Genomic DNA, 26,237 nt, shown 5'->3' with positions numbered 1-26,237 from the left:
ATGGAGATGACCTATGCCCAACACCGACCTAACTGCCAGCTTTGACCTCGGAGACCGCCGCGTGAAGCGGCTTGGCTACGGTGCCATGCAGCTTGCAGGCCCGCACGTGTTCGGTCCGCCCAGGGATCGCGCCGCCGCGTTGGCTGTGCTGCGAGCGGCCATCGCGTCCGGCGTGAACCATATCGACACAGCCGACTTCTACGGCCCGCATGTCACAAACCAGTTGATCCGTGAGGCGCTGCACCCCTACCCCAAGGATCTCGTCATCGACACCAAAATCGGGGCTCTGCGTGGCGCGGACGCCTCATGGAATCCGGCCTTCTCGCGCGAAGAGCTCACCCAGGCAGTCCACGACAATCTGAAAAATCTCGGGGTCGACGCACTCGATGTCGTCAACTTTCGCGTCATGATCGACCGGCATGGCCCGGCCGAGGGCTCGATCGAAGCGCCACTGAATGTCTTGGCCGATCTCCAACGTCAGGGCCTGATAAGGCATATTGGGCTGAGCAACGTGACCGCGACGCAGGTCGCGGAAGGACGCAAGATTTGCAAGATCGTCTGCGTGCAAAATCAATACAATCTGGCCCACAGGTCTGACGACGCCTTGATCGACGACCTTGCCCGGGACGGCACTGCCTATGTGCCGTTCTTTCCGCTCGGCGGGTTCACCCCCCTGCAATCGTCCACTCTAACCGATGTCGCTGCTCGCCTCGGTGCAACGCCCATGCAGGTCGCGCTTGCTTGGCTCCTTCGTCGCTCACCTAACATCCTCCTTATCCCCGGCACTTCGTCGGTCGCGCATCTGCGCGAGAATCTCGCCGCGGCCGAACTCGATTTGCCGGATGATGCGATCGATGAGCTGAATGGCCTTGCCAGGAGCCCCGGTTGAGACGGTCTGCGGGCGCAGCATGGGACAGTGCTGCCTCATGCCAAATGGGGGCCGACCGTATGAAACGCAAGCGGGAAGTGGTCCTGCTGCTGGGCGGAACGGTGCCACCCGCGTCTCGCCCCGCTGTGGGCGGGGCGAGGTCGTTGCTCCCAGCGCAGCTCGCTCAGATGAGAAAGTCGGTCTGGTGCAGGCTCGCCGCCTGCACGCCGTCGAGCGTGATGGTATCGCTCGCCGACAGATGAATCACGGCGTCGCCGGCGGCATTGTCGCTGATCAGGCTCGACAGCGCCGCCCAATCCGCGAACCCGTAATCGTGCACATTGATCAAATCATGTTCGGTCACGGTGCTGCCGACCGCCTTGTTGCCCTGGTCGAAATCAGTGATCAGGTCATTGCCGGAGCCGGCGTTGAAGACGAAGGTGTCGCTGTTTCCTCCGCCCGAAAGCTGGTCATCGCCGGTGCCGCCGTTGAGGATATCCCTGCCGCCGGTGATCGAGCCCGGCGTCGCGGGGGCATAGTTCGCGGCATCACCATAGAGGTGATCGTTGGTTGCTCCGCCGGTGAGAATATCGTTACCGCCATGGGCATTGCCGGACATGGTCCGCGCATCGCCGAAGAGCTCCGGGTTCGTATAATGGAGGCTGTCGATGCCATCGAACTCGACTGTGAGAATATCATCTCCCCCCTGGGCATTGTCGGTCAGCGAGGTCGCCGAATCTCCGTAGCCGAATCCGGCGGTCCAGACGACGTCGGTGCCGAAGGTGAAGGTGAGGTTGTCGTTGCCACCATGCGCATCGCCGCCGATGGAGCCGATGGAATCGCCGCTCGCTGTCGCAAAGCCCTGCATGGTGTTCACAGTGATGTCGAGCGTGTCATTGCCGCCCTGCGCCGTGCCGCTCATGGAACCGCCGGCATCGCCGGCGTATCCATGGTCGTAGCTTCGCCAGCCCACCGCGCCCGTGATGGTGTCACTGCCGCCATGCGAATTGCCCGACATGTCGCCGGCGACGTCGCCGAAAGCATGCACGTTGGTGTACATCGAGTCGGCCAGGACATTGATGGTGTCGTTGCCGCCGCGGGCGTCGTCAGTCATCGCCCGGGCATCGCCGGCCACGAGGGCTTCGTTCCAGCCGTAGTTGAAGTTGACCGTGAGCGAGTCGTTGCCGCCGTGGGACTGGCCATGCAGCGTCGTGCTGTCGTCGCCAAAGATCGTGACGTCTGCTTCGGGCTGGCTGATGGTCGCCGTCACGGTGTCGTTGCCGCCCCAGGCGTCCGCGGTGGTCGGGAAGTTCGGATCGCCGTAGATGGTTTCGATTTGACCAAACTGGTCCAGCAGGACGTCGATGGTGTCGTTCGGCAGATGCTGCATGGCGTAACTCCCATTTCATTGTCGGAAACGGGCCTGACGCCTGCAGAGCTGCTTTTTGCAAGACGCGTTGTTGACCACGCTTCACCGGGAGCGAATCTACCTTTGGTAGATGGCAGAGATTTGCAGGAATTCGGGAGAGAGTTTGATTGGGCGCATGGAACCGCGCTGACACCGCGAGGAACCTCGCCGCAGGTTGCGCATCCGTGAAACTCTGATGACCTGCAAAAGCGCGCTGGCGCACGCGAGCATGTCCGCCTGCTACGGCACCAGGCGGAACTTGCCTCCGTCCACCGTGATCAGGAAGGCGGAGCGCTCGTCGTACCCGTTGTGGTCGGTCGGGCTCGTCGTCGACAGGGCGTTGTCGAGATCGTGGTTTGCCCGACGGGTCAATGTCCAGCGCATTGCGCCAACCAACGAAGTTCGCAACGCGCAAGCTATTGAAATCCCCGGCTGCTGTGCATGGGGTTGTTTCTCGGGCTCTTGTTTTGGACGTACCAAACGATTGGCCTCTCCCAATGGGGAGAGGCCAGATTGAAACGAGAGGCTCGACTCGATCGAGCGCTCCTACTCCCAAGACCACGTCGAGAAATCGTTCTCGTATTGCGGGACGTCCTTCCAGACGCCCTTCAACTTCTTGTTGGTGATGGTGATGAGCTGCGGCTGGTACAGGTAGGCGGAGACGGCGTCGGTCGCGAGCATACGCTGGGCGTCGCCGAGCAGTTTTGCGCGGGCGGCCTCGTCCGGCGTCGATACGATCTGTTTGTAAAGTGCGTTGAACGCCTCGTTGTTGTAGCCGAGATAGTAGTCCGCCTCGGTGATCTTGACGAGATCGAACGGCTCGACATGGCTGATGATGGTGAGATCGAAATTGTGCGGACCGTTGCCGGCGAACACCTGCGACAGCCATTGCGCCCATTCGACGTTCTCGATCTTGGCGACGATGCCGACCTTGGCGAGCTGGGCCGCGGCGATCTCGCCGCCCTGCCGTGCATAGGACGGCGGCGGCAGCTTGAGCGACAATTCGAGCGGCGTGGTAACGCCGGCTTCAGTGAGCAGCTTCTTGGCCTTCTCGGGGTCGTAGGGATTGATGCCGGTGGTGTCGACATAGCCGAGCGCCCCCGGCACATAGAAGCTGCCTATCGGCGTGCCGAAACCGTCGACGGCGCCGTCGATCATGGCCTTGCGGTCGATCGCGGCGAGGATGGCGCGGCGGACGCGGACGTCGTCCAGCGGCTTCTTGCGGTGGTTGATCGCGACGATGGTCTTGGCCCTGGAGCCGCCGACCAATACCGTGAAGCGCGGATCGGCCTTGAACTGGGCAATGGTGCGCTGGGCCGAGACGCGCGGGAACGCATCGACGTCGCCCGAAAGCAGCGCCGCGGTCTGCGCGGCCGGATCGGAGACGAAGCGGATCGTCACCTTGGAGAGCTTGACCGCGGCGGCGTTGCGGTAGTCTGCCCATTTGGTCAAGGTGATTGAGGAGCCCTTGGCCCAGGCACCGAGCTGATAGGGCCCGGTGCCGACCGGCTGCGTGACGTTGGTGGCAGCGCTCTTCGGCTCGACAATCGAGCCGCCCGACTGACCCAGCAGGAACGGCAGGTTCGGCTCGCCGTATTTCAAGGTGATCACGACCGTGTCGGCATCGGGCGCCTCGACCTTCTCGAAGGCCTGGTAGAGGCTCTTGTCCTTGTTGGTGCTGTTCGGCGCGGCGTTGCGCTCGAACGAGAACTTCACCGCGGCGGAATCGAACGCCTCGCCGTTGTGGAATTTGACGCCCTTGCGCAGCTTGAACGTATAGGTCTTCAGATCAGGCGAAGCGGTCCAGCTCTCCGCCAGCAAGGGCGAAACGGAGCCGTCCTCGTTGATCTTGGTCAGGGTCTCGTAGATGTTGTAGAGCGTGACCTCTGCGATCGCGGCAGCGGCCGCATTGGTCGGATCGAGCCCCGGCGGCTCCAGCGCCATCGCCATGACGACGCTGTCCTTCTTGCTCTGCGCAAGCACCGGCAAAGGCGTTGCGACCAACGCGGCGGCAAATGCAACGATCGACAATTTCCTGAACATGCGTAACTCCCCGGCCAGTTCTGTTCTAAGCCTACGCCAATCCTGCTCCGGACACTAACCTTCCATGGCCGCCTGCGGCAACGCCATCACAGCCTCGGCCTTGTGGCAGGCGGCAAGGTGCCCCTCGCCCACCTTGCGTAACTCAGGCATGGCCTCGCGGCAATGCTGGTCGGCGAGCGGACAGCGCGCGACATAGGGGCATCCGGTCGCGGCCGCCGATTGCGAGGCGATCGCCTGGCCACCGCGCCGCCGCCGGCCGCCGCCGGCGCGCGCCCGCGGCACCGCCTCCAGCAGCGCCCGCGTATAGGGATGGGCGCAATGCTCGAACAGGTCTTCGGGCCGGCCCTGCTCGACGATGCGGCCGAGATACATCACCGCGACCTCGTCGCAAAGATAGTCGACGACGGCGAGGTCATGGCTGATCAGGATGTAGCTCAGGCCAAACTGCTCCTGCAGATCCTGCATCAGGTTCAGCACCTGCGCCTGCACGGAGACGTCGAGCGCGGAGACCGGCTCGTCGGCGACGATGAGCTTCGGCTGGGTGATCAGCGCACGTGCAATGGCGATGCGCTGCCGCTGGCCGCCGGAGAACTCGTGCGGATATTTCTCCATGTCGGCATCGCGCAAGCCGACCTGGCGCAGCACTGCGGCGACGCGCGCGCGAAAGGTGGTGCGGTCGGCGTCTTCCAGCACGGTGAGCGGCTCGGCGACGATGCGGGCGACGGTCTGGCGCGGATCGAGCGATCCATAGGGGTCCTGGAACACCATCTGGAAATCGCGCCGGGCGCGACGCAGTTCGTCGGCCGAGATGCGATTGAGATCACGGCCGAGCAGCGCGACCTGGCCCGACGTCGGCCGCTCCAGCGCCATCACCAGCCGCGCGAAGGTCGACTTGCCCGAGCCCGACTCGCCGACGACGCCGATGCTCTTGCCGGCGGCGACCTGCACGCTCACGCCATTGAGCGCGCGCACCTGCCCCGGCGGACGGAACAGGCTTTCCCGCGGCAGGGCGTAGCGCTGTTCGAGATCCTTCACGTCGAGAAGAGGCGCAGCGGTCATGCGGTCACCGCTCCAACGTTCTCAGCCATTGAGACATCCGTCCTGATGCAACGCACGAAGTGCCCGGGTCCGACGTCGACCATCCGCGGAAGCGCGGCGCGGCATTGATCGATCACGAACGGACATCGGTCGGAGAACGTGCACCCCGCCGCCAGATCTGCGAGCTCCGGCACGGTGCCCGATATCGTCTTCAGCCGCGTCCCCTTGCGCGCGCCGAGCTTCGGCCGGGCGCGAAACAGGCCCTGCGTATAGGGATGCCCCATCCGGCGAAACACCTCGTCGGTCGGCCCGCTCTCGACGACGGTGCCGCCATACATCACCATCATGCGCTGCACGTTCTCGGCGATGACGCCGAGATCGTGCGAGATCAGGATCATCGACATGCCGCGCTCCTCGACGAGATCGGCGATGAGGTCGAGGATCTGGCCCTGGATGGTGACGTCGAGCGCAGTGGTCGGCTCGTCCGCGATCAACAGATCCGGCTCGCAGGCGAGCGCCATGGCGATGGTGATGCGTTGGCGCTGGCCGCCAGAAAACTGATGCGGATAGGCATCGACGCGCCGCGCGGGATCGGGCAGCCCGACGCGGTCGAGCAAGGCGATCGCCTCCTTGCGCGCCTGCGCCGCCGAGTGCTTCTTGTGACGTCGCAGCGGCTCGGCGACCTGATGCCCGATCGTGTGCATCGGATTGAGCGCAGTCATCGGCTCCTGGAAGATCATACTGATGCGGTTGCCGCGCAGACGGCAATAATCCGCATCCGGCAATCGCGCGAGCTCGTTGCCGTCGAGCTTGATGCTGCCCGAGACCACGGCGCTATCGGGCAGCAGCCCCATCAGGGACATCGCCGTGACCGATTTGCCGCAGCCGGACTCGCCGACCAGCCCCAGTGTCTCGCCGCGCTTCAGGGCAAAGCTGACGCCGCGCACGGCCTGCGCCGGCCCGCGGCTGGTATTGAGGCGGACGCCAAGATTTTCAACCTCGATCAGCGGCATGACGCGTTGCTCGCCCATCGTCATCGCTCCCGTGCCAGTCTGGGATCGAGCAGGTCGCGCAATCCGTCACCGAGAAGATTGAGGCCGAGCACCGCGATCGCGATCGCAGCGCCCGGATAGACCGCGAGCATCGGCGACTGGAACAGCAGCGTCTGCGCATCGTTCAGCATCCGTCCCCAGGACGGCTGCGGCGGCTGCGTGCCGAGGCCGAGATAGGACAAAGCGGCTTCGGCGAGGATCGCGAGCGCGAACTGGATGGTGACCTGCACGATCAGGATCGACAGAATATTCGGCAGCACGTGCTCGATGGTGATACGGAAGGCGCCCTTGCCTGCCGCGCGCGCGGCCAGCACAAATTCGCGCGCCCAGATCGCGTTGGCGGAGCCGCGCGTCAGCCGGGTCAGCGTCGGGATCTGGAAAATGCCGATCGCGACGATCGAGGTGACCATCCCCGGCCCCACCACCGCGGCGAGCATGATCGCGGAGAGCACGGCCGGAAAGGCGAAGGTGAAGTCGGAGAAGCGCATGATGATCTCTTCGGTCCAGCCGCGCCGGGCCGAGGCGATCAGGCCCAGCGTGACGCCGAAACTGAGACCGATGCTGACGGCGATGACGCCGACCATGATGGTGGAGCGGGCGCCGGCGAGCAGCAGCGAGACGATGTCGCGGCCGAAGGAATCGGTGCCGAGCCAGTGCGCCGCCGAGGGCGGCCGCAGCTTCGAGGCGATGTCGATCTCGTAGGGCGACCACGGCGTCCACACCAGCGAGAGCAGCGCCGAGGCAAGCACCAGCAGGCTCAGCGAACTACCGAGCACGAAACTGCGATGGCGCAGCGCGCGGCCCCAGAAGGTCCTGGCCGGCAGGCGGCGTGTTGCGACCGGCGCGTCAATCGGAGTGGTCAGGGGGGTGCTCACAGGTCGTGGACCTTGATGCGGGGATCGATGAAGGCATAGAGCACGTCGACCACGAAATTGACGATGACGACCATGGTCGCCAGCAGCATCACGCAATTGCGCACCACGATCAGGTCGCGGTTGGCGATCGACTGGAAGATCAGCCGGCCGAGGCCCGGCAGATAGAACACGTTCTCGATCACGATAGTGCCGGCGAGCAGATTGGCGAATTGCAACCCCATGACCGTCATGACGGGGATCATCGCATTGCGCAGCACGTGGCTCCAAAGCACCTCGCGCTTGCCGAGCCCCTTCGCGCGGGCGGTGCGGACGAAGTCCTCGCGCAGCACTTCGAGGACGGCCGAGCGCGTGACACGCGCGAGGATCGCGGCCTGCACCACCGCGAGCGAGATCGCCGGCAGCAGCAGCGACTTGACGCCGAGCCAGATGCCTTCCTCCCAGCCGGAGAATCCCCCCGCCGAGAGCCATTGCAGCCGTACCGAGAACAGGAGAACCAGCAGGATCGCGAACCAGAAATTCGGCAACGCGATGCCGACCTGCGTCAGCGACATCACGCCGACGTCGCCAAGCTTGTTGTGGTTGGCGGCAGTGTAGATGCCGGCCGAGAGCGCCAGCGTCACCGTGATCGTCATCGCCATGATCGCGAGCGGAACGGTCAGCACCAGCCGCTCCGCGATCAGGCTGGCGACCGACGTGCCGTAGACATAGGAGTTGCCGAGATCGCCGACGAGGAGGCCCTTGATCCACTGCAGATAGCGAACCGCCAGCGGCTGGTCGAGCCCGAGCTTGACGGTGAGCGCACGCACTGCGTCTGGCGAGGCATCGGCGCCCATCAGCATCTGCGCGGCATTGCCGGGGAGCGCATCGAGCACCAGGAAAATGATCAGGGATGCGCCGACCAGCGTCGCCAGCAAGGTCAACAGACGTCGGAGGACAAATACGCTCATGCGCGCTCGGCTTCAGGGCTCAGCTGCGGCACGATCAACATGTCCGGGCGGCTGAGGCAAGCCTTTTGCACACAAGTCCTTTGCACCCGAGCCCTTTGCTGCATGCCCCTCTCCTCAAGCCGGCCAGCGGGACAGGAGGTCGTGCGAGGCTTCGAACAGTGCGCTGACACGCAGCAATTCCGCATCGGCACGGAAGCGGCCGACGAGCTGAAGCCCGATCGGCAGGCCGTCGCGGCCGAAGCCAGAGGGCAGGCTGACGGCGGGATGGCCGGTCATGTTGAACGGCATGGTCCAGGGGAACCAATGCGGCCGGACGCTGTCGAAATGCGCTCCGTCGATTTCGATGGTGCCGAACAGATCCTGCTTGATCGGCAGCGCGGTGCGCGTGAGCGTCGGCATCGCCAGGAAGTGTCCGCGCGCAAGCAGCGATTGCACGCGCCGAAACAGCGCGGTGCGCGCGAACATCGCCTCCTGATAGTCGACGCCGCTGACTTCGGTCGCAAGCGCGAGCTGCTTGAGGAAGGCCTCGCTCAGCTCGTCCTTGTGCTCGGCTGCGAGTTTTGCAAAGCGCGTGCGCCAGACCGTGTGGTTGATGGCGCGCCAGATCGGCTCGATGTCGAAACCGTCGCCGGAAAATTCCTCGAGCTCGGCGCCCCCCCCCCCCAGCCGGTCGAGGCTCGCCTTGAAGCTGGCTGCGACCTCGGCGGACACCGGACGGCCCGGCGGCGTCAGGCAGTACAGGATCCGCTGCCCGCGCAAATCGCCGCGCGGGGCGGCCGTGCCGATGAAATCGGGCACGGGAACGCCGATCGACCAGGGGTCGCAGGCATCGTCGCCTGCCATCGCCTGCATCATCAACGCGGTGTCGGCGACGGTCCGCGTGGTCGGCGTGACATAGGTCTGGTTGCCGAACACATCCAGCGCCTGGCTGTGCGGGATCACACCGTTGCTCTGCTTCAAGCCGACCACGCCATTGCAGGCGGCGGGAATTCGCGTCGAGCCGCCGCCGTCGGTCGCGATCGCGAGCGGCGCGATGCCGCTGGCCACCGCCACCGCCGCGCCGCCGCTGGAGCCGCCGGAGGAACGGCACGCGTCCCAGGCATTGTGGGTGCGACCGAACAAAGGCGAATCCGTCAGGCACTTGCTGCCGAATTCCGGCGTCGTGGTCTTGCCGATCAGAATCGCGCCTTCGCTGCGCAGCCGCGCCACCGCGACGGCATCCTCGGTCGGCACATTGTCCTTGTAGGGAACGGCGCCAAAGGTGGTCTTGACGCCCTTGGTGTTGACGATGTCCTTGACGGTGACGGGGATGCCGTGGAGCAGTCCGAGCGGCTCGCCGGCCATTATTTTGCGCTCGGCGACGCGTGCCTGCGCCATCGCCTCGTCGCTACACAGCGTGATGAAACAGTTCAGCTCGGGCTGGAGCGCCTCGGCGCGCGCGAGCACGGCACTGACGATCTCGACGGGGGAAATCCGCTTTTCGGCGATGAGGCCGCGCAGTTCGGTTGCGGACAGCAGACAGGGATCGCCGTTCATCGTCACATCACGCTCCGAGGCGGGCCGTCGTTGGCCCAAAGCATTGACAGCGAGAATGACAGTTTTGTTAACTCGCCGTCCAATACGATTTTGGTCGCCAACCCATACGTTTTCGGTATGCCAATGGATCTTCGCCGCCTCCGCTATTTCGTCGCCGTCGCCGAGACACGCAGCGTCGGCAAGGCCGCCGAGCGGCTACGGATGGCTCAGCCTCCGCTGTCCGTCCAGATCCGCAAGCTCGAGGCCGAGATCGGCGCGCCGCTGTTCCGCCGCGGCACCCGCGGCATGGACCTGACCGAGGCCGGCCAGGCGCTGCTGGCGCGTGCGAGCGAAGCTCTGGCGCTGGCCGTCGACGGCGCCGAAGCCGCGCGCGCGGTCGCCGCCGGCAAGCGCGGGCGGCTCTCGGTCGGCTACATGTTCGTCCTGGCGAATGCGATGCTGCCGCGGCTCATCCCTGAGCTGCGCCGCTCGGTTCCGGGCGTCGATCTCGACTTTGCCGAGCTCAGTGCATCGACGCGCGAGGCCAGACTGCTCGACCGCAGCGTCACGGTTGCGCTGTGCATGCCGGCCATCAACCATCCTGAGATCCAGGTGGCTCGGATCGGTGCGCAGCCATTTATGCTGGCAGTGCCGATCCGCTCGCCGCTCGCACGTCTCGGCGCCGTGCCGATGGCGCGGTTGCAGGGCCGTCCGCTGATCGCGTTGCCGCCTCCGGAGCAAGATCCCGCCTCCTCCGCGGTCGCAGCCCTGCTACGACGACATCAGATCGTGATGCCGATCGCGAGCCGGGTGGAGACCGTGCATTCGGCGATGAGCCTGGTGCTCGCCGGCGAAGGTCTTGCGATCGTGCCGGCCTGCGCCCAGCTCGGCGCGCCACGCGGCATCGTGTTCAGGCCGCTGCGCGATGCGGCCGATTCCATCGACATCGCGGTGTGCTGGCGGAGGGATTCCCAGAGCCCGCTGATCTCCAGGTTCATAAAATGCGCCGAGAAGGCCGTTGCGCGGATGTGAGGCGGCGCTACCAGCTCCAGTTGATCTCACGGCTCCAGGGCGGATCGGCGCCCGGGCGGGTGCAGGTCAGGCCGGCGCAATTGGCGGCAAAGGACAGCGCCCGGCGGAGCTCGTCGACATTGATGTCCTTCAGTGCTTTCCGGGCAATGCGCTTCTGCTTGTGCAGGGCAAAGAGCAGCGCCGCCTGAAAACTGTCGCCCGCGCCGATCGTGTCGGCGACCTCGACCTTGGGCGCGGCGACCTCGATCTGCCCTGCCCCCGCGTGCCACGCGATCGCGCCGTTGTTGCCGCGGGTGATGACGACGAGGCTCGTGCCCTGCCCGAGCAGCGCATTCGCCCGCTGCTCGTAAGGCTCGTCGCCGAAGAGATAGGCGAAGTCGACGTCGGACATCTTGATGAGATCGGCGTGGCCAGCGAACTCGGCCATGCGCGCCATGTAAGCCGGCTTGTCCTTGACCAGATTGGGCCGGCAATTCGGATCGAAGGAGACCGTCGATGACGCCCGCGCGTCCGCGATCAGGGCTGTCGTCTCCGCCGCGCCCTGGTCGTTGACGAGCGTGGTCGAGCCGACATGAACGGCTTCCACATTCGCGAACGGAATCGTCCCGCGCTGGTAGGTCCAGTTCCGCGTCGCGGTTCCCGCGTCGTAAAAGGCGTAGTGCGTCTCGCCCGCGACGATGCGGACGAAAGCCAGCGTGGTCTGGTGATCACTGCGGGTGGCGAGATTGAGGTCGACGTTGGAGGCCGCCGCATGATCTGCGATCATCCGCCCGAACATATCGGTCGAGATGCCGCCGACGAATCCGGTGGGTGCGCCCAGCCGGGCCATGCCGATGGCAACGTTGAGACAGGAGCCGCCGACGGCCGGCATCACTGCCTCGCGTCCTTGCGCATTTCGCGTCGGCACGAAATCGATCAGCGCGTCACCGCAGGCAATCAGCATGTTCGTCAACCTCTCGCGATGTCGGCCATCGCCGCGCGGCTGCCGCGATCGACGTCGCGCAGGAGCTTATAGACCTCCCGTTTGCGGGTGTGAAACGCGGCCATGTCGGGCGCGGTCGGCTCGCTCTTCCGTCCCAGCGCCGACATCTTTGCCATGGTCTCGCCGATCGAGGCATAGGCGCCGCCGGCCACCGCCCCCAGCATCGCAGCCCCCAGCAGCACCGGCTCCCTGGTCTGAGGCAGCGCGACGGTGAGGCCTGTCGTATCCGCCATGATCTGCCGCACCAGCGGGCTGCGGCTCGCACCGCCCCCCATGATCATGATGCTGGAGCGAACGCCATGCGCGGCAAAAGCCTCGATCACCTCGGCGAGCCCATAAGCAAGCCCGCACAGGCCGGCGACGAACAGCCGCTCCATCGCGGCGATGTCGGTGTCGAGATCGAGGCCCGCGATCACCGCGCGCGTATCAGGGTCGGCATAGGGCGAGCGGTTGCCGATGAATTCGGGGAGAACATGGATGTCGCGGGCGAGCAGCGCGGCACGGCTGGCGCTGCCTGCGCGCGCGATGATGCGGCGCTCGAGGAAGTCGATGAGGTCGAGGCCCTCGCTGCGCGCCGCCGCGCTCGCCTCGGTGTGGCCCGGATGCGACTTGAGCAGATGGTCGATCGCCGCCCCCGCGGCCGACTGGCCGCCCTCGTTGAGCCAGAAATCAGGAACCATGCCGGAATAATAAGGCCCCCACACGCCGGGAACGAAGCACGGCTCCGTCGTCGTCGCCATGATGCAGGCCGACGTTCCCATGATGTAGGCAAGCCGGTCACTGACATCGCTCGCCCCGCCCGATCCGTCGCGGCCGCCGATCGCGCCAATGCCGCCGGCATGGGCATCGATCAGCGAAGCGCCGACCGGTATGCCCGGCGACAGGCCGAGCTCGGCAGCAGCTATACGGGTGAGCCCCGCACCGAGCCGCGTGCCGGGGGCGACGATCTCGGTGCCGATGCGGGCGTATTTCTCGTTGACGAAATCAGACAGGCCGATGCGCTTGAAGAATTGCGCGCTCCTGCCGCCGCGATCATGGGCGAGATAGTTCCATTTGCAGGTGACGGTGCAGGTCGAGCGCTGGAGCGAGCCGGTCGCGCGCCAGGTCAGATAATCCGCGAGATCGAAGAAGTGGCCCGCGGCGTCGAAGCTCGCGCGCAGATGCCGCTTCAGCCATAGCAGCTTCGGCATCTCCATCTCTGGCGAGATCGAGCCACCGACATAGCGCAGCACGGCGTCCTCGGTCTCGTTGATCAGCCGCGCCTCGGCGATGGCGCGATGATCCATCCAGACGATGACATTGCGTTGCTTGTCGCCGGATGCGCTGACCGTGAGCGGCTCGCCCTGCCTGTCGAGGACAACCAGCGAACAGGTCGCGTCAAAGCCGATGCCGCCGACGCTGTCGGGCGCGATGGCGGCTTCCGCCATCGCGGCCCGCACCGATGTCGCGCAGGCGTCCCAGATGTCCTGGGACGATTGCTCGACGATATCGCCGGCCTCGTGCCAGATCCGGATCGGATGCCGGGCGGTGGCCAAAAGCGTGCCGGCCTCGTCAAACACTCCGGCACGCGTGCTCGTGGTCCCCACGTCGACGCCGATATACGCTCGCGGCATTGTCGCTCCCGGTCGCTTTCCGTCAGCTTTGACGGTGAGCCTACCAGCAAGTATAGCCGCCATCCACCAGCACGATGCTGCCGGTCATCAGGCTCGCGGCCTCCGACGAGAGGAACAGCACGACCGAGGCGATCTCCTCGACCTGCCCCATCCGCGCCATCGGGGTTCCGCCGATCCAGGCGTCGTACATTTTGGCGTTACTCTTCACGAAAGCGTTGAGCGGCGTCTCGATATAGGTCGGCGCCACCGCATTGACGCGGATGCCGCGCGCGCCCCATTCGGCGGCCAGCGATTTGGTCAAATGATGCACCCCCGCCTTGGAGGCATTGTAGAAGCACTGCTCCTGCGGCTTGTTGACGATGAAGCCGGACATCGAGCCGACATTGACGATGGCGCCGCTTTTCGCCTTCAGCATGTGCTTGCCGAACTCGCGGCAGCACCAGAAGGTGCCGTTGAGATTGACGTCGATGACGTTGAGCCAGTGCTCGTCGGTCACGGTCTCCGCCGGGGTTTCGCTGCGGGCGATGCCGGCATTGTTGACGAGGATGTCGACCTTGCCATGGCGGGCGAAGAGGTCGTTCGCGACCTCCGCCACGCGCTTGGTGTCGGTCACGTCCATGATCGCGGTCTCCACGTCAAAGCCCTTCGCCTTCAGGGTGGCCTTGGCGCTGTCGGCGACCTTGCTGTCGCGGTCGCCGATGATGACCCTGGCGCCGGCTTCGGCCAGCGCTTCCGCGCAACCAAGGCCGATGCCCTGCCCGCCGCCGGTGATGAACGCGGTCTTGCCGTTCAGCTTGAATTTTTCCAGGTACATGGTGATCTTTCCGTTTCTTGCCGTTTTCTTGTCAGTTCCGAAGCGCGTTGCCGCTCGAGTCGAAGCGATGAATGCGCGCGGGGTCCGGCACCAGCGACACATGGTCGCCGGCATGCAGGCTCAATTCACCGATATAGCGTGCGGTCAGCATCCCGAGCGGGCCGGCATCGACATAGAGGAAAGTGTCGCTGCCAAGATGTTCGGCCACCGCGATGGTCCCCTGCCAGCCTCCGGTGCCATCGCGGTCGATCTTGAGATGCTCCGGCCGGACGCCGATGGTGGCAGCACCACGTTGCAACGCGAGCTCGCCCGTGACGAAATTCATCTTGGGCGAACCTATGAAGCCGGCGACGAAGAGATTGGCCGGCCGCTCGTAGAGCTCCAGGGGCGAGCCATATTGCTCGATCTTGCCGCCGTTGAGCACGACGATCTTGTCGGCCATCGTCATGGCCTCGACCTGGTCGTGGGTGACGTAGATCGCGGTGGTGCCGAGCTGCTTCTGCAGCCGCGTCACCTCGATTCGCATCTGCACGCGCAGCGCCGCATCGAGGTTGGACAGGGGCTCGTCGAACAGGAACGCCTTGGGCTCGCGCACGATGGCGCGGCCAATCGCGACGCGCTGGCGCTGGCCGCCGGAGAGCTCGCGCGGCTTGCGATCGAGATAGGGCGTGAGGTTAAGCGTTGCGGCGGCGGCCTCGACCTTGCGGTTGATCTCGTCCTTGGCGAGGCCCGCCATCTTCAGGCCGAAACCGATATTGCCGCGCACGCTCATATGCGGATACAGCGCGTAGGACTGGAACACCATCGACAGCCCGCGCTTGGCGGGCGGCGTATCGACGACGTTCTTGCCGTCGATCAGGATCTTGCCGCCAGAGACGTCTTCGAGTCCGGCGATCAGCCGCAAGAGCGTGGTCTTGCCGCAGCCGGACGGACCGACAAACACCACGAAGGAGCCATCGGCAATCTCGAGATCGGCGCCCTTGATGATGTGCACGGGGCCGAAGGATTTCTGCACGTCCTGAAGTGTGATCTGACCCATGATCCGGCAGCCCCTCTACTTCACCGCGCCGAAGGTGAGCCCGCGCACGAGCTGCTTCTGGCTGAACCAACCGAGGACGAGAATGGGCGCGATCGCCAGCGTCGAGGCCGCCGACAGCTTTGCCCAGAACAGCCCTTCCGGGCTCGAATAGGAGGCGATGAACGTGGTGAGGGGCGCCGCGTTCGAGGTGGACAGGTTGAGCGTCCAGAACGCCTCGTTCCAGGCGAGGATCAGATTGAGCAGCATGGTGGAAGCCAGCCCCGGGATCGCCATCGGCGTCAGCACGTAGACGAGCTCGCGGCCGATGGTGGCGCCGTCCATGCGCGCGGCTTCAAGGATGTCGCGCGGGATCTCCTTGAAATAGGTGAACAGCATCCAGATCACGATCGGCAAGTTTCCGAGACACAGGATGAAGACGAGGCCGATGCGGGAATCGAGCAGGCCGAAGGTCTTGTAGATCAGGTAGATCGGCACCAGCACGCCGACCGGCGGCATCATCTTGGTCGAGAGCATCCAGAGCAGGATGTCCTTGGTGCGCTTGGTCGGCGAGAACGCCATCGACCAGGCCGCCGGGATCGCGATCAGAAGCGCAATCAGCGTCGAGCCGCCTGCGATGATGACCGAGTTCATGGCGTGGTGGAAATAGTCGCTGCGCTCCTGCACGGTCGCATAGTTTTCGGTAGTCCAGTGGAAGAACAGAAAGGATGGCGGGATGGCGAAGGCCTCCAGCTCGGTCTTGAAGCTCGCCAGCACCATCCAGAGAATCGGGAAGAAGATCAGGAAGCCGAACAGCCAGGCTACCGCCGTCGAGACCACCACCCGCCGCGTCGTCGCCATCCGTGCCATGCTTCAAGCCTCCAGATTGCGGCCGACGATGCGGACGAGGAAGAAGGCGACGACATTGGCGATCACCACCGCGACGAGGCCGCCCGCGGAGGCGCTGCCGACGTCGAACTGGATCAGCGCCTGCGAATAGATCAGGAAAGCGATGTTGGTGGTTGACAGTCCCGGGCCACCGCCCGTGGTGACATAAATTTCCGCAAAGACCGTGAGCAGGAAGATCGTCTCGATCAGGATCACCACGGTGATGGGCCGCGCCAAGTGCGGCAGCGTGATGTAGATGAAGGTCGAGACGGCGCTGGCGCCGTCCATCTCGGCGGCCTCCTTCTGCTCCTCGTCGAGCGACTGCAGCGCGGTGAGCAGGATCAGCGTCGCGAAGGGCAGCCACTGCCACGTCACGATCAGGATGACGGCAAACAGCGGCAAATCGTTGAACCAGTCGATCGGCGTCAGATGGAACAGCGAGGCGAGCCAGGCGAACAGGCCGGACACCGGGTGCATCAACAAATTCTTCCAGACCAGCGCGCTCACCGTCGGCATCACGAAGAACGGCGCGATCACCATCAGCCGCACGAAATTGCGGCCGATGACCGGTTGGTCCATCAAAAGCGCCAGGGGAATGCCGAGCAGGATCGTCAGCGCGAGCACGGAGCCGACCAGCACCAGCGTGTTCTGGAGCGAGGCCAGGAAGGCGGGATCGGTGAGGAAGTAGCGGAAGTTCTCCAGCCCGACGAATGATTCCGAGCCGGGATCGAGCAGGCTGTAATGCAGCGTCGAGAAATAGATCGTCAGCGCCAGCGGGACGATCATCCAGATGAACAGCAGCCCGACGGCCGGCGTCAGGAGCGAGCGCGCAAGAGTCTGCGTCTGCCGGGTTGCCATCAACGCTTCTCCACTGGCGGGAAGAAGGCGGCCATCCATGACGCTGGATGGCCGCAAGTCTGAGCTCAGGAGGAAGAGCTCGGGTTCACTTGATGTAGCCGGCGCGCTTCATCTCGCGCTCGGTCGCGGACTGCGCGGCGGTCAGCGCGGCATCGACCGTCATCGAGCCCGCAAGCGCGGCGGAGAATTGCTGGCCGACCTGGGTGCCGATGCCCTGGAATTCGGGGATCGCAGCGTATTGCACGCCGACATAAGGCACCGGCTTCACCGTCGGCTTGTTCGGATCGGCCGCGTCGATCGAGGCCAGCGTCAGCTTGGCGAACGGGGCGACCTTCAGATATTCATCGTTCTTGTAAAGCGAGGTCCGCGTGCCCGGCGGCACGTTGGCCCAGCCCTCCTTCGATGCCACGAGCTTGGTGTCGTCCTTGCTCGTCGCCCAGGCGATGAACTTCTCGGCGGCTTCCATCTTCTTGGATCCGGCGGGGATCGCGAGATTCCAGGCCCACAGCCAGTTGGCGTTCTTGCCGAGCCCGGTGTTGGGCGCGAGCGCAAAGCCGACCTTGTCGGCGACCTTGGAATCCTTCGGATTGGTGACGAAGGACGCCGCCACCGTGGCGTCGATCCACATCGCGCATTTGCCGGCGTTGAACAGCGCCAGATTCTCGTTGAAGCCGTTGGAGCTTGCGCCGGGAGGGCCGGCTTCCTTCATCAGATTGACGTAGGTCGTGAGCGTCGTCTTCCATTCCGGCGTGTTGAACTGCGGCTCCCATTTCTCATCGAACCAGCGCGCACCGTAGGAATTGGCCATCGCGGAGAGGAACGCCATGTTCTCGCCCCAGCCGGCCTTGCCGCGCAGGCAAATGCCATAGGTGCCGGCGCTCTTGTCGGTGAGCTTCTTGGCGGCATCGACTACGAAATCCCAGGTCGGCTTCTCCGGCATCTTCAGGCCGGCCTTGTCGAACAGATCGGTGCGATACATCACCATCGAGCTCTCGCCGTAGAACGGCGCTGCATAGAGCTTGCCGTCGGCGGTGACCGCGTCCTTGATCCTGGGCAAGAGGTCGGCGACGTCGTAGTCGGCGCCGAGATTGGCGAGCGGCACCAGCCAGCCCTTCTTGGCCCAGATCGGCACCTCATAGGTGCCGATGGTGAGCACGTCGAACTGACCGCCCTTGGTGGCGATGTCCGTGGTGACGCGCTGACGCAGCACGTTCTCCTCCAACGTCACCCACTTCACGGCGATATCCGGGTACTTCTTGGTGAACTCGGCCGTCAGCCCCTGCATGCGGATCATGTCGCCATTGTTGACGGTGGCGATCGTCAGGGTCGTTTCGGCCATCGCGGGGACGGCCAACAACAGAACAGACGCGCCGCAGACGGCGCCCAAGACATGTTTCACGGTGACCTCCTCAAACTCGCGTTTTGAGCATATGCCCACGCGTTGAGCGTATGTTCAACGCAAGGGAGGAGGATTGTCAAGCAGGCGCGAAGCCGTTTGCGCAACTTATGAGTGCTGCGGTGCGGGAGGGGTGGGAGGTCGTGCGGTGCAGAAGCGACGGTAGTTGTTCGGATCGAGCGCCGCGGCTTGCTTCACCTCTCCCGTTTGCGAGAGCGGGAGCCGTGTCCCTTTGCCGTGCGAAGCCCGCCTACCGCTCCAAAATCGCCCTTGCCGTCGTCTCGTCGGTAATCAGCCCGTTGATCAGCCCGCCGTTCAGCGCCGCCGCGATCGCCGGCACCTTGGCAGCACCGACCGCGGCGGCGATGGTCGTGGTCTTCGCCGGCACTTCCGGCGGGATGCTGGTGAGGCGCTTGTTGGTGCCGGCCTTGAGCAGGCGGCCCTTGGAATCATAGGCCCAGCCGGTGATCTCGCCGATGGCACCCAGCCGCATCATCTCGAACAATTCGTCGCGAGTGACGAAACCGTCGACATGCACCTGCGCCTTCTGGTCCATCTGGCCGATGCCGACGAGGCGCAAGTCCGCCTTGGCCGCGACCGCCTTCACCTTGGCGATCGGCTCGATGCGGACCATCTTGTTGCGCTCGTCCTCGGACGACATCAGGAACGGCAGCGGCATTGGATAGTGCCGTGCGCCCGTGCGGTCGGCGAGTCGGCCGACGGTGTCGTAAAAGCTCGCCGAACCGTCCGCGGAGATGGTGCCGACCAGCGAGACGATCTGATGATTGGGCCGGTCGATCGGGGTGACGCGCTCGACCGCAGCGCGCACCGCCCGGCCGGTGCCGAGCGCGACGATCACCGGCGTCTCCGAACGCAGCGTCGCATCGAGCAGATTGGCGCAGCGTTCGGCGATGCCTGCGGTGGCCTGCGGCGCCGCGGGATCAGCGGGCACCACCTCGCAATGAGCAAGGTCGAAACGCTCCTTCAGGCGCGCCGCAAGCTCCATGCAGGCGGCGATGGGGTGTTCGAGCCGGAAGGTGATGAGACGCTCGGCAAGGCACAACGAGACCAGCCGCTGCGCCGAGGCGCGCGAGACCTGGAGCATCTTTGCGATCTCGTCCTGGGTGTGACCGGCGATGAAATACAGCCAGCCGGCGCGCGCGGCATCGTCGAGTCGCGACTTGTCGTTCTCGGCGGCCATGCGGGCCTCACGCCTCCCAGAAATCGCTCATGCGCGCGAAGACCCGATCGGCCCCCGCCTCGGACAATATAGCCCGCCCGTCGCGTCCGCGGTAATGGCTGCCGCCGACAAATCCCCAGACGGTCATGCCGGCCGCCTTGCCGGCCTTGACGCCGCTGAGGCTGTCCTCGATCACCAGCGTGCGCGCAGGTTGCACTCTCATCTTTTCTGCCGCGAGGAGAAAGAGGTCGGGCGCCGGCTTGCCATGCCGGACCATCTGCGCGGTGTAGAGCCGCTCGCCGAAATGCGCCCGCAGGCCTGTGACGTCGAGGGAGAGCGCGACACGGTCGAGGTCGCTGGACGAGGCCACGCAAAACGGCACGGACAGGTCGGACGTCACGCCGGCAATGCCGGGAATCGGCTCAAGCGAAGCTGCGAACGTCGACAGCACTTGCGACTTCAGGCGCGGCAGAAAGCCGTCGGGCACGATCTGCCCGAGATCGCGATAATGCTGCTCGATCGCCTTGGTGCTGCGCCCGAGAAAGAGCTCGAGCGCCTGCTCCTGGCTGAGCGCGATGCCGAACTCGGCCAGCACCTCGGACAGGCATCGGCAGCTCAACAGCTCGCTGTCGACGAGCACGCCGTCGCAATCGAAGATGATCAGATCGGGTCTTGGCTGGCCGCGGTCCATCCGGCCATACGATCATATACTCACGCTATGAGCAATAGTTCACCGAGGGACCGGGCGCCGCGGGGGCGCGCCGGATGAGTGCGCGACCGGATTAGTGCGCGACCTGCCGGTAGATTGCCGGCAGCGCCGCGGGCAGCCGCTTGATGTTCCCGACGATGGCATAGCCGCCACGGCCGAACAGGGTCGGGAAATAGGATTGCGCGGTTGCGTCCACCGTGACGCCGAAGGCGGCGATGCCGAGCCGGCGCGCCTCCTGCACCGACTTGCGGGTGTCTTCGAGCGCGAAGCGGCCCTCGTAATGGTCGACATCGTTCGGCTTGCCATCGGTGAGGACGAGCAGCAGCTTCTTGCGCTGCGGCTGGCGGGCGAGCTCGGCCGCGGCGTGGCGCACCGCCGCGCCGATCCGCGTGTAATAGCCGGGCTTCAGCGCGCCGATGCGGCGCTCGACCGTCCCGCTCATCGGCTCGCCGAAGGCCTTGACCGTCTCGAGCCGCACCCAGGACCGCCGGCGCGAGGTGAAGGTGAGGATGCTGTGGTGATCGCCGCAGGCCGAAATCCCGTGGGCGAGCGCCAGCAGCGCCTCCTTCTCGACGTCGAGCACGCGATAGCCGTCGACCCAGGCATCCGTGGACAGCGAGACGTCGACGAGCAGCGTGACCGCGAGATCGTGCCCTTGCGGGCGCATCGCGACGTGGATGCGATCAAGACCGCTGCCGCCGCTGCCGGCGCGGAGGTCGCACCGCGCACGTACCAGCGCGTCGAGATCGAGGTCGTGTCCGTCGGCCTGAGCGCGCATCAATTCATGGCGCGGCCGCAACACCTCGAAGCGGCGGCGCACCTGGCGGATGTGCCGGCGCATGGCGTCGTCAGGCGTCCAGCTCTCACCGTGCTCGGAGGCCGCACCGGCCAGCACGCGGCAATGATCGGGCAGATAGGAGCCGCTGCGGTAATCCCATTCGGGATAGGTGAGGCCCGCGTTCAGCCGCGATGCATCGAGGGCTTCCGGCGGCAGGTCGAGGTCGAACTTGAACCGGCTCGCCGGCTTGCCGGTGCGGCGGCTGAGCGTGATCTCCTCGAGATCGTCGGCCGCCTTCTGCGCATCCTCGTCCTCACTGTCGTCGGCCGGACGGTCGACATTGACCATCTCGGCCATCGCGAGGATCTTCTCGAAGCGGTTGAGCACGAAAGGATCGCGGCGGTTGGCATTATCCTCACGCTCGCGGACGGCAAAGCGCTTGCGATTGTCCTGGGCCTCGGGCTCGGCGCCCGGCGCACATTCGTCCTCGCCCGCATGCGCGGGCGAGAGCTCGCGCGTCCAGCAATCCCCCCAGAGCGGGCACGGCAGGATCGAATGATAGCCCGGCGGCGCCTTGTCCGGCAGCGGGCCCGTCCCCATCATCGCCGGCCACAGTCTGCCCGCAGGGGCCTTTCCGGCGCCGAGCAAGGCCAAGACGATCTGCTCGACCTCCTGCTCGATGCGTGGCAAGGGGCGACGAGGCCTGGCCTCGGCGGTTGCCGCGGCGAGCTGGGCGTAATCGGCGACAAGCCCGGGGAATTGCGTGAGCACCCAGACCGCCGTCTCACTTGCCCGGCGCAACACCAGAAGATCCCGCCGCAACGGATCTGCTTCCGTGATCGTCTCGATCGGTGCGGCTGCGAACCATGCCGCAAGCCAGCGATAGAGCGCCGCGTTCAACGCGCGGTCGGGAAAGATCGAGATTCGATCGGGCAGGAAGATGGTCGCGGCATCGCGACCCGGCTGCTCAAGGCGCTCGTCACCGAGGCCGATGCGCTGTCGCCAGCCGAGACGGTGCCCCGATTTTCGCGCGCCCGCGCTTGCGATCTGAACCCCGGTCTCGCCGCCGAGCGCGCGGAACATCACCGCGAGCCGGCCTCTCACCTCGGTCAGTGCAACGACGTGATCATCGTGAACCGGATAGCTCGCGGTGCCGCCGACCATCCTGTGCCAGGCGCGGCCGACCGTCTCCTCCAGTTCGAGGAAGTCGAGCATGGGCGCGGCCTCACCCGATGACGGCGCGTGCGACGTCCAGCAGCGCAGCCTTCACGTCGGAATCGTCGGTCAGCGGTTCGATCATGCCGGCCTGCACGGCATCGGCAATCGGCGTGCCCGCGGCAATCAGGGTCGCGCAATAGACCACGAGCCGGGTCGAGACGCCCTCTTCCAGATCGTGGCCCTTGAGCGCGCGCAACCGGCCAGCCAGCCCCACCAGCGGCCGCACGCGCTCCGGCGACAGTCCGCTTTCGGCGGACACGACGGCGATCTCCTGCTCGGGCGGCAGGAAGCCGAATTCGATGGCGATGAAGCGCTGCCGCGTCGATGGCTTCAGCGCCTTCAGCAGCGTCTGGTAGCCGGGGTTGTAAGAGACCACGAGCATGAAGCTGTTCGGCGCCACCAGCTCCTCGCCGGTCCGCTCCAGCGGCAGGATGCGGCGGTCGTCGGTCAGGGGATGCAGCACGACTGTGACGTCCTTGCGGGCTTCCACGACCTCGTCGAGATAGCAGATGCCGCCCTCGCGCACGGCGCGCGTCAGCGGACCATCGGTCCACACGGTGTCCCCGCCCCTGAGCAAATAGCGGCCGGTGAGATCGGCGGCGGTGAGATCGTCGTGACAGGCAACCGTGTGAAGCGGCAGGCCCAGCCGCGCCGCCATATGCGCGACGAAGCGGGTCTTGCCGCAGCCGGTCGGCCCCTTGAGCAGAACCGGCAGACGACGCCGCCAGGCATGCTCGAAAAGCTCGCATTCGTTTCCGGATGGAACATAGGCCGGCAGCTCGGGTGCCGAGGTTACCGTGTGAAGGGCAGCTTTCATGATGTCTCTCCGGATTTTTCAGGAAGCAGGCGGCCGCGGCGAACCACGGCCGCCCTTTCTCGTTTACTCGGCCGGCTGCAGCACGGCGGGAATGATCGCCTGCTTCTCGCGGCCCGGCACCAGCACGGCCCACACGAACATCAGCGCGGAGATCGCGACGAACACGCCGGAGCCGAGCCGGACCCAGTAGAACATCGCGAGCTGGTCCTGCACGTCCATGTAGCCCTGGCCGAGCACGCGCTGGAGATGGACCTGGACCACGCCGGCGAAGGTCAGCGCGAAGGTCATGGTCATCATGGCCGTGCACATGATCCAGAAGCTCGTCATGGAGAGCCATTGGTTATAGGGCGCGCGTCCCTTGATCTGCGGGATCGCATAGGCCATCACCGACAGGTTCAGCATCACATAGGCGCCGAAGAAGGCGAGATGGCCGTGCGCGGCGGTGACCTGGGTGCCGTGGGTGTAGTAGTTCACCGAGGACAGCGTGTGCAGGAAGCCCCAGACGCCGGCCCCTAGGAACGCCATCACCGAGCAACCGACCGACCACAACAGCGCAGCACGGTTCGGATGCTTGCGGCCGGCCTTCCAGGTCATCTGCACGGTGAAGATCACCATGGTGAAGAACGGCGCGACTTCGAGCGTGGAGAACAGCGAGCCGATCCACTGCCAGTAACCGGGCGCGCCGATCCAGTAGAAGTGATGGCCGGTGCCGAGAATGCCGGAGAACAGGGCAAGGCCGATGATGATGTAGAGCCACTTCTCGACGACCTCACGATCGATGCCGTTAAGCTTGATCATGAGATAGGCGAGCACGGAGGCCATGATCAGCTCCCAGACGCCCTCGACCCAGAGATGGACGACGTACCACCAGTACATCTTGTCGACGGCAAGGTTCGCCGGGTTGTAGAAGGCGAACAGGAAGAAGATCGCAACGCCCCACAAGCCGAACAACAGGATGTTGGTGACCGTGGTCTTGCGGCCCTTCAGCGCCGTCATCGTGACGTTGAACAGGAACATCAGGCAGACGACGACGATGCCGACCTTGATGATGAAGGGCTGTTCGAGGAACTCACGGCCCTCGTGGTAGTGGAAGAGATAGCCGACCACGGCGACGCCGGCTGCGCCGAAGAACATCCAGAACTGGATCTTTGCCAGCAGCGGGCTATAGAGCTCATTCTCGGTCTCTTCCGGGAGCAGATAGTAGGTCGCGCCCATGAAGCCGATCAGCGACCACACGATCAGCGCGTTGGTGTGGATCATCCTGACGATGTTGAACGGCAGCAGCGTCGACAGCGTATTGGGTAGGACGTAGATGGTCCCGGCGAGCAGGCCGAACACGACCTGGGCCAGGAAGAGGGTCAGCGCGCCGTAGAAATACAGCATCGCGACTTTCTGGGTTTGGTACTTCATTTCGGGTTCTCTCTATCTTGAAAGAGGAAAGCTGTGCTCAGCCCGCCTTGTTCGGCGGCCAGCTCTGACGCTTGATCGTGCTGGTCCATTGCAGGAAGTCAGCGAGATCGTTGAGTTCCTGGTCGGTCAGGTTGAACTGCGGCATCTGCCGCCGGCCCTCCGCGCCCGAGGGCTGCGATTGCATCCAGGCCTTCAGCGTCTCGCGCGCGGCGGCCGGATCCTCGTTGCCGCCCCAGCGATCCCAGACGTTGCCGACCTCTGGGGCGAAATAGGCGCCCTCGCCCAGCAGCGTGTGGCAGTTGATGCAGGAGTTCTTCTCCCACACATGCTTGCCGCGGGCGACCGACGACGTCAGCGTCTTCGCGTCGGTCGAGGTCGTGGCCATGTAGTAATGGCTGTGCGCCGTCAGCCCTATGAAAATGGCGAAGAAGAAGGCCGAACCGCCGTAGAAGACATTTCGAGCGGCCGACTTGGTCAGGCGTTCAGCCATTGCCAATCCTTTCCGTTTGATTCCTGAGAAAGATGCGATCCTGCGATTTATTGCCGATTGCCAGGGGGCACTCTTTGACGAAGCGCAAGCAGCGCGACGATGCGCAAGCGCCAGTCAGATCAAGGCAACGACGGCCGATGCGAGCCAGGCAAACAGCACCACGATGAAGACCCAGGCGCTGACGATGCCGCGCCAAAGCGCCGGCGCTGAGCGAAGATCGAGGAAATCGAGCACGATACGGCGGCCCTTGAGGGCGGCGAACGTCAGCAGCAGGGCATTGGCGAACAAGGGGCGCGACACCAGCGGCGGGATCAGAATGGTCGCGAGCGCAAGGCCGATCAACACGATCCAGGTGACGTCGAGACGATCCGGAATCACGGGTGCACCAGATAGATGATGGGAAACATGACGATCCAGAGCAGGTCGACCATGTGCCAGAAAGCCGTTCCGGTCTCGACGCCCGCCGCTCGGGCACCCCGGGACACTACGGCCAGAATCACGATGCCGAGGCCGACATGCAGGAGATGGAAGCCGGTGAGGAGGAAGTACAGCGTGAAGAACGGGCTGGTCTCCAAGCCGTTTCCTAACGCGATCTCGCCGGCATATTCGAACAGCTTGACCGCGATGAAGACGACGCCAAGCGCCATGGCGCCGAACAGCCAGCCGCGCGCACGCCGGCTTTCGCCCGCCCGTGCAGCAGCCGCCCCGCGCGCGGCAGCCCAGCCGCTGGTCACGAGCACGATGGTGTTGATTCCGGCCAGCTGCGCATCGAGACTGGCCTGACCGGCCGCGAAGACCGCCGGGTGAAGCGCGCGCGCGATGACGAAAGCGCCAAGGAACAGGCCGAAGGCGGCGAGCTCGCTGAAGATCAGCACCCAGATCATGGGATCACCGGGAAGATCTTCCAGGATTCCCCAGCCGGTTCCTTGTTGTTCGCAATCCGTTGCCGACATCTGACTTCCGCATCAAGACGCCGAACAGATATCCCACCGGCGCGATTCCAACTTTGTCGCCGGACAAATAGTGCAACTGGCCAGAGGCGGGTTTGCGCTATCGCAACGTCCCGCCCGCCTCACCGTCATAGGGTGGATGCATCCGGCGGTTCCGCAAAATGGCGAGCGATGCAATGAGCGATGCAATGAGCGATGCACAAATCGGGCTGATAACCGCGACCCCCATCATCATCGTGTTCGCCATCGCGCTGCGGCGAATGGGGGTGCTGTCGACCGTGGCGACCGTATCGGCGGTGACCCTTTCCGTCGCGATCGCGACGGTGTTGTTCACGACGCAA

Annotated in this window: 25 protein-coding genes; 2 read left to right on the top strand and 23 right to left on the bottom strand. The window is 65.0% G+C overall.

From position 1 onward, the window contains the following. Nucleotides 1-13: 13 nt before the first annotated feature. Nucleotides 14-889 (top strand): aldo/keto reductase family oxidoreductase, encoded by an 876-nt coding sequence (locus IC66_RS0112915; RefSeq protein ID WP_038947899.1) that lies wholly within the window; start codon nucleotides 14-16, stop codon nucleotides 887-889. Between the two features lie 163 nt (nucleotides 890-1,052). On the opposite strand, the gene IC66_RS0112910 is transcribed toward IC66_RS0112915, so the two are convergent. The 8 genes from IC66_RS0112910 to IC66_RS0112875 form a co-directional block, all read right to left on the bottom strand. Then, on the bottom strand, nucleotides 1,053-2,258 hold the full coding sequence (locus IC66_RS0112910; RefSeq protein WP_038947898.1) for a calcium-binding protein: 1,206 nt from the start codon (nucleotides 2,256-2,258) through the stop codon (nucleotides 1,053-1,055). Between the two features lie 258 nt (nucleotides 2,259-2,516). Further along, nucleotides 2,517-2,648: a hypothetical protein gene (locus IC66_RS48970; protein WP_271595243.1), complete on the bottom strand. Its 132-nt coding sequence runs from the start codon at nucleotides 2,646-2,648 to the stop codon at nucleotides 2,517-2,519. 174 nt (nucleotides 2,649-2,822) lie between these two features. Further along, complete coding sequence (locus IC66_RS0112900; RefSeq protein WP_038947897.1) at nucleotides 2,823-4,319, bottom strand: ABC transporter substrate-binding protein; 1,497 nt, start codon at nucleotides 4,317-4,319, stop codon at nucleotides 2,823-2,825. A 54-nt stretch (nucleotides 4,320-4,373) separates the two neighbouring features. Then, entirely contained in the window at nucleotides 4,374-5,378 is a 1,005-nt protein-coding gene (locus tag IC66_RS0112895) for an ABC transporter ATP-binding protein (protein ID WP_038947896.1), read from the bottom strand. Continuing rightward, nucleotides 5,375-6,388, bottom strand: coding sequence for an ABC transporter ATP-binding protein (locus IC66_RS0112890; RefSeq protein WP_028142419.1), 1,014 nt, complete (start codon nucleotides 6,386-6,388; stop codon nucleotides 5,375-5,377). Before IC66_RS0112890 ends, IC66_RS0112895 begins: the two co-directional genes overlap by 4 nt. A gap of 2 nt (nucleotides 6,389-6,390) precedes the next feature. Beyond that, a complete protein-coding gene (locus tag IC66_RS0112885; RefSeq protein WP_038947895.1) occupies nucleotides 6,391-7,284 on the bottom strand; it encodes an ABC transporter permease in 894 nt (297 codons plus the stop codon). Beyond that, nucleotides 7,281-8,231: an ABC transporter permease gene (locus IC66_RS0112880; RefSeq protein ID WP_028142417.1), complete on the bottom strand. Its 951-nt coding sequence runs from the start codon at nucleotides 8,229-8,231 to the stop codon at nucleotides 7,281-7,283. The genes IC66_RS0112885 and IC66_RS0112880 overlap by 4 nt, the downstream gene beginning before the upstream one ends. 114 nt (nucleotides 8,232-8,345) lie before the next feature. Beyond that, nucleotides 8,346-9,767, bottom strand: coding sequence for an amidase (locus IC66_RS0112875; RefSeq protein ID WP_038947894.1), 1,422 nt, complete (start codon nucleotides 9,765-9,767; stop codon nucleotides 8,346-8,348). A 123-nt stretch (nucleotides 9,768-9,890) separates the two neighbouring features. Between IC66_RS0112875 and IC66_RS0112870 the strand changes: the two genes are divergently transcribed. Continuing rightward, nucleotides 9,891-10,778, top strand: coding sequence for a LysR family transcriptional regulator (locus IC66_RS0112870; protein ID WP_028142415.1), 888 nt, complete (start codon nucleotides 9,891-9,893; stop codon nucleotides 10,776-10,778). A gap of 7 nt (nucleotides 10,779-10,785) precedes the next feature. On the opposite strand, the gene IC66_RS0112865 is transcribed toward IC66_RS0112870, so the two are convergent. From IC66_RS0112865 to IC66_RS0112795, 15 genes are all read right to left on the bottom strand, one after another. After that, entirely contained in the window at nucleotides 10,786-11,721 is a 936-nt protein-coding gene (locus tag IC66_RS0112865) for a carbohydrate kinase family protein (RefSeq protein WP_038947893.1), read from the bottom strand. A 5-nt stretch (nucleotides 11,722-11,726) separates the two neighbouring features. Next, nucleotides 11,727-13,373 (bottom strand): FGGY-family carbohydrate kinase, encoded by a 1,647-nt coding sequence (locus tag IC66_RS0112860; protein WP_038947892.1) that lies wholly within the window; start codon nucleotides 13,371-13,373, stop codon nucleotides 11,727-11,729. Between the two features lie 40 nt (nucleotides 13,374-13,413). After that, entirely contained in the window at nucleotides 13,414-14,187 is a 774-nt protein-coding gene (locus IC66_RS0112855; RefSeq protein ID WP_028142412.1) for an SDR family NAD(P)-dependent oxidoreductase, read from the bottom strand. Nucleotides 14,188-14,218: 31 nt separating this feature from the next. Then, on the bottom strand, nucleotides 14,219-15,226 hold the full coding sequence (locus tag IC66_RS0112850; RefSeq protein WP_038947891.1) for an ABC transporter ATP-binding protein: 1,008 nt from the start codon (nucleotides 15,224-15,226) through the stop codon (nucleotides 14,219-14,221). Nucleotides 15,227-15,241: 15 nt separating this feature from the next. After that, entirely contained in the window at nucleotides 15,242-16,072 is an 831-nt protein-coding gene (locus IC66_RS0112845) for a carbohydrate ABC transporter permease (protein ID WP_028142410.1), read from the bottom strand. 3 nt (nucleotides 16,073-16,075) lie between these two features. Continuing rightward, on the bottom strand, nucleotides 16,076-16,948 hold the full coding sequence (locus IC66_RS0112840) for a carbohydrate ABC transporter permease (protein ID WP_038947890.1): 873 nt from the start codon (nucleotides 16,946-16,948) through the stop codon (nucleotides 16,076-16,078). 85 nt (nucleotides 16,949-17,033) lie between these two features. After that, nucleotides 17,034-18,347 (bottom strand): ABC transporter substrate-binding protein, encoded by a 1,314-nt coding sequence (locus IC66_RS0112835; RefSeq protein ID WP_038947889.1) that lies wholly within the window; start codon nucleotides 18,345-18,347, stop codon nucleotides 17,034-17,036. Between the two features lie 247 nt (nucleotides 18,348-18,594). Then, nucleotides 18,595-19,545 (bottom strand): sugar-binding transcriptional regulator, encoded by a 951-nt coding sequence (locus IC66_RS0112830; protein ID WP_028142407.1) that lies wholly within the window; start codon nucleotides 19,543-19,545, stop codon nucleotides 18,595-18,597. A 7-nt stretch (nucleotides 19,546-19,552) separates the two neighbouring features. Continuing rightward, nucleotides 19,553-20,215 carry an HAD family hydrolase gene (locus IC66_RS0112825; protein ID WP_038947887.1) on the bottom strand — a complete coding sequence of 221 codons (663 nt, stop codon included), beginning with the start codon at nucleotides 20,213-20,215 and terminating at the stop codon, nucleotides 19,553-19,555. Nucleotides 20,216-20,306: 91 nt separating this feature from the next. Then, a complete protein-coding gene (locus tag IC66_RS0112820) occupies nucleotides 20,307-22,226 on the bottom strand; it encodes a nitric oxide reductase activation protein NorD (protein ID WP_028142405.1) in 1,920 nt (639 codons plus the stop codon). A 10-nt stretch (nucleotides 22,227-22,236) separates the two neighbouring features. Beyond that, complete coding sequence (locus IC66_RS0112815) at nucleotides 22,237-23,046, bottom strand: CbbQ/NirQ/NorQ/GpvN family protein (RefSeq protein WP_028142404.1); 810 nt, start codon at nucleotides 23,044-23,046, stop codon at nucleotides 22,237-22,239. Between the two features lie 63 nt (nucleotides 23,047-23,109). Then, on the bottom strand, nucleotides 23,110-24,456 hold the full coding sequence (locus IC66_RS0112810) for a cbb3-type cytochrome c oxidase subunit I (protein ID WP_038947886.1): 1,347 nt from the start codon (nucleotides 24,454-24,456) through the stop codon (nucleotides 23,110-23,112). 37 nt (nucleotides 24,457-24,493) lie between these two features. Further along, the gene (locus IC66_RS0112805) at nucleotides 24,494-24,946 is read right to left on the bottom strand and encodes a c-type cytochrome (RefSeq protein ID WP_018315916.1); all 453 of its coding nucleotides are present in this window, start codon (nucleotides 24,944-24,946) and stop codon (nucleotides 24,494-24,496) included. Between the two features lie 114 nt (nucleotides 24,947-25,060). Continuing rightward, complete coding sequence (locus tag IC66_RS0112800; RefSeq protein WP_038947885.1) at nucleotides 25,061-25,321, bottom strand: cytochrome C oxidase subunit IV family protein; 261 nt, start codon at nucleotides 25,319-25,321, stop codon at nucleotides 25,061-25,063. Beyond that, the gene (locus IC66_RS0112795; protein ID WP_028142401.1) at nucleotides 25,321-25,899 is read right to left on the bottom strand and encodes a cytochrome c oxidase subunit 3 family protein; all 579 of its coding nucleotides are present in this window, start codon (nucleotides 25,897-25,899) and stop codon (nucleotides 25,321-25,323) included. The genes IC66_RS0112800 and IC66_RS0112795 overlap by 1 nt, the downstream gene beginning before the upstream one ends. Nucleotides 25,900-26,237 lie beyond the last annotated feature (338 nt).

Origin of the sequence: Bradyrhizobium genomosp. III (assembly GCF_000261705.1) — a bacterium.
In the GTDB taxonomy this organism is placed as follows: domain Bacteria; phylum Pseudomonadota; class Alphaproteobacteria; order Rhizobiales; family Xanthobacteraceae; genus Bradyrhizobium; species Bradyrhizobium ottawaense.
Note: the sequence above shows the minus strand (reverse complement) of the source record. Positions and strands in the feature narration are given on the sequence as shown.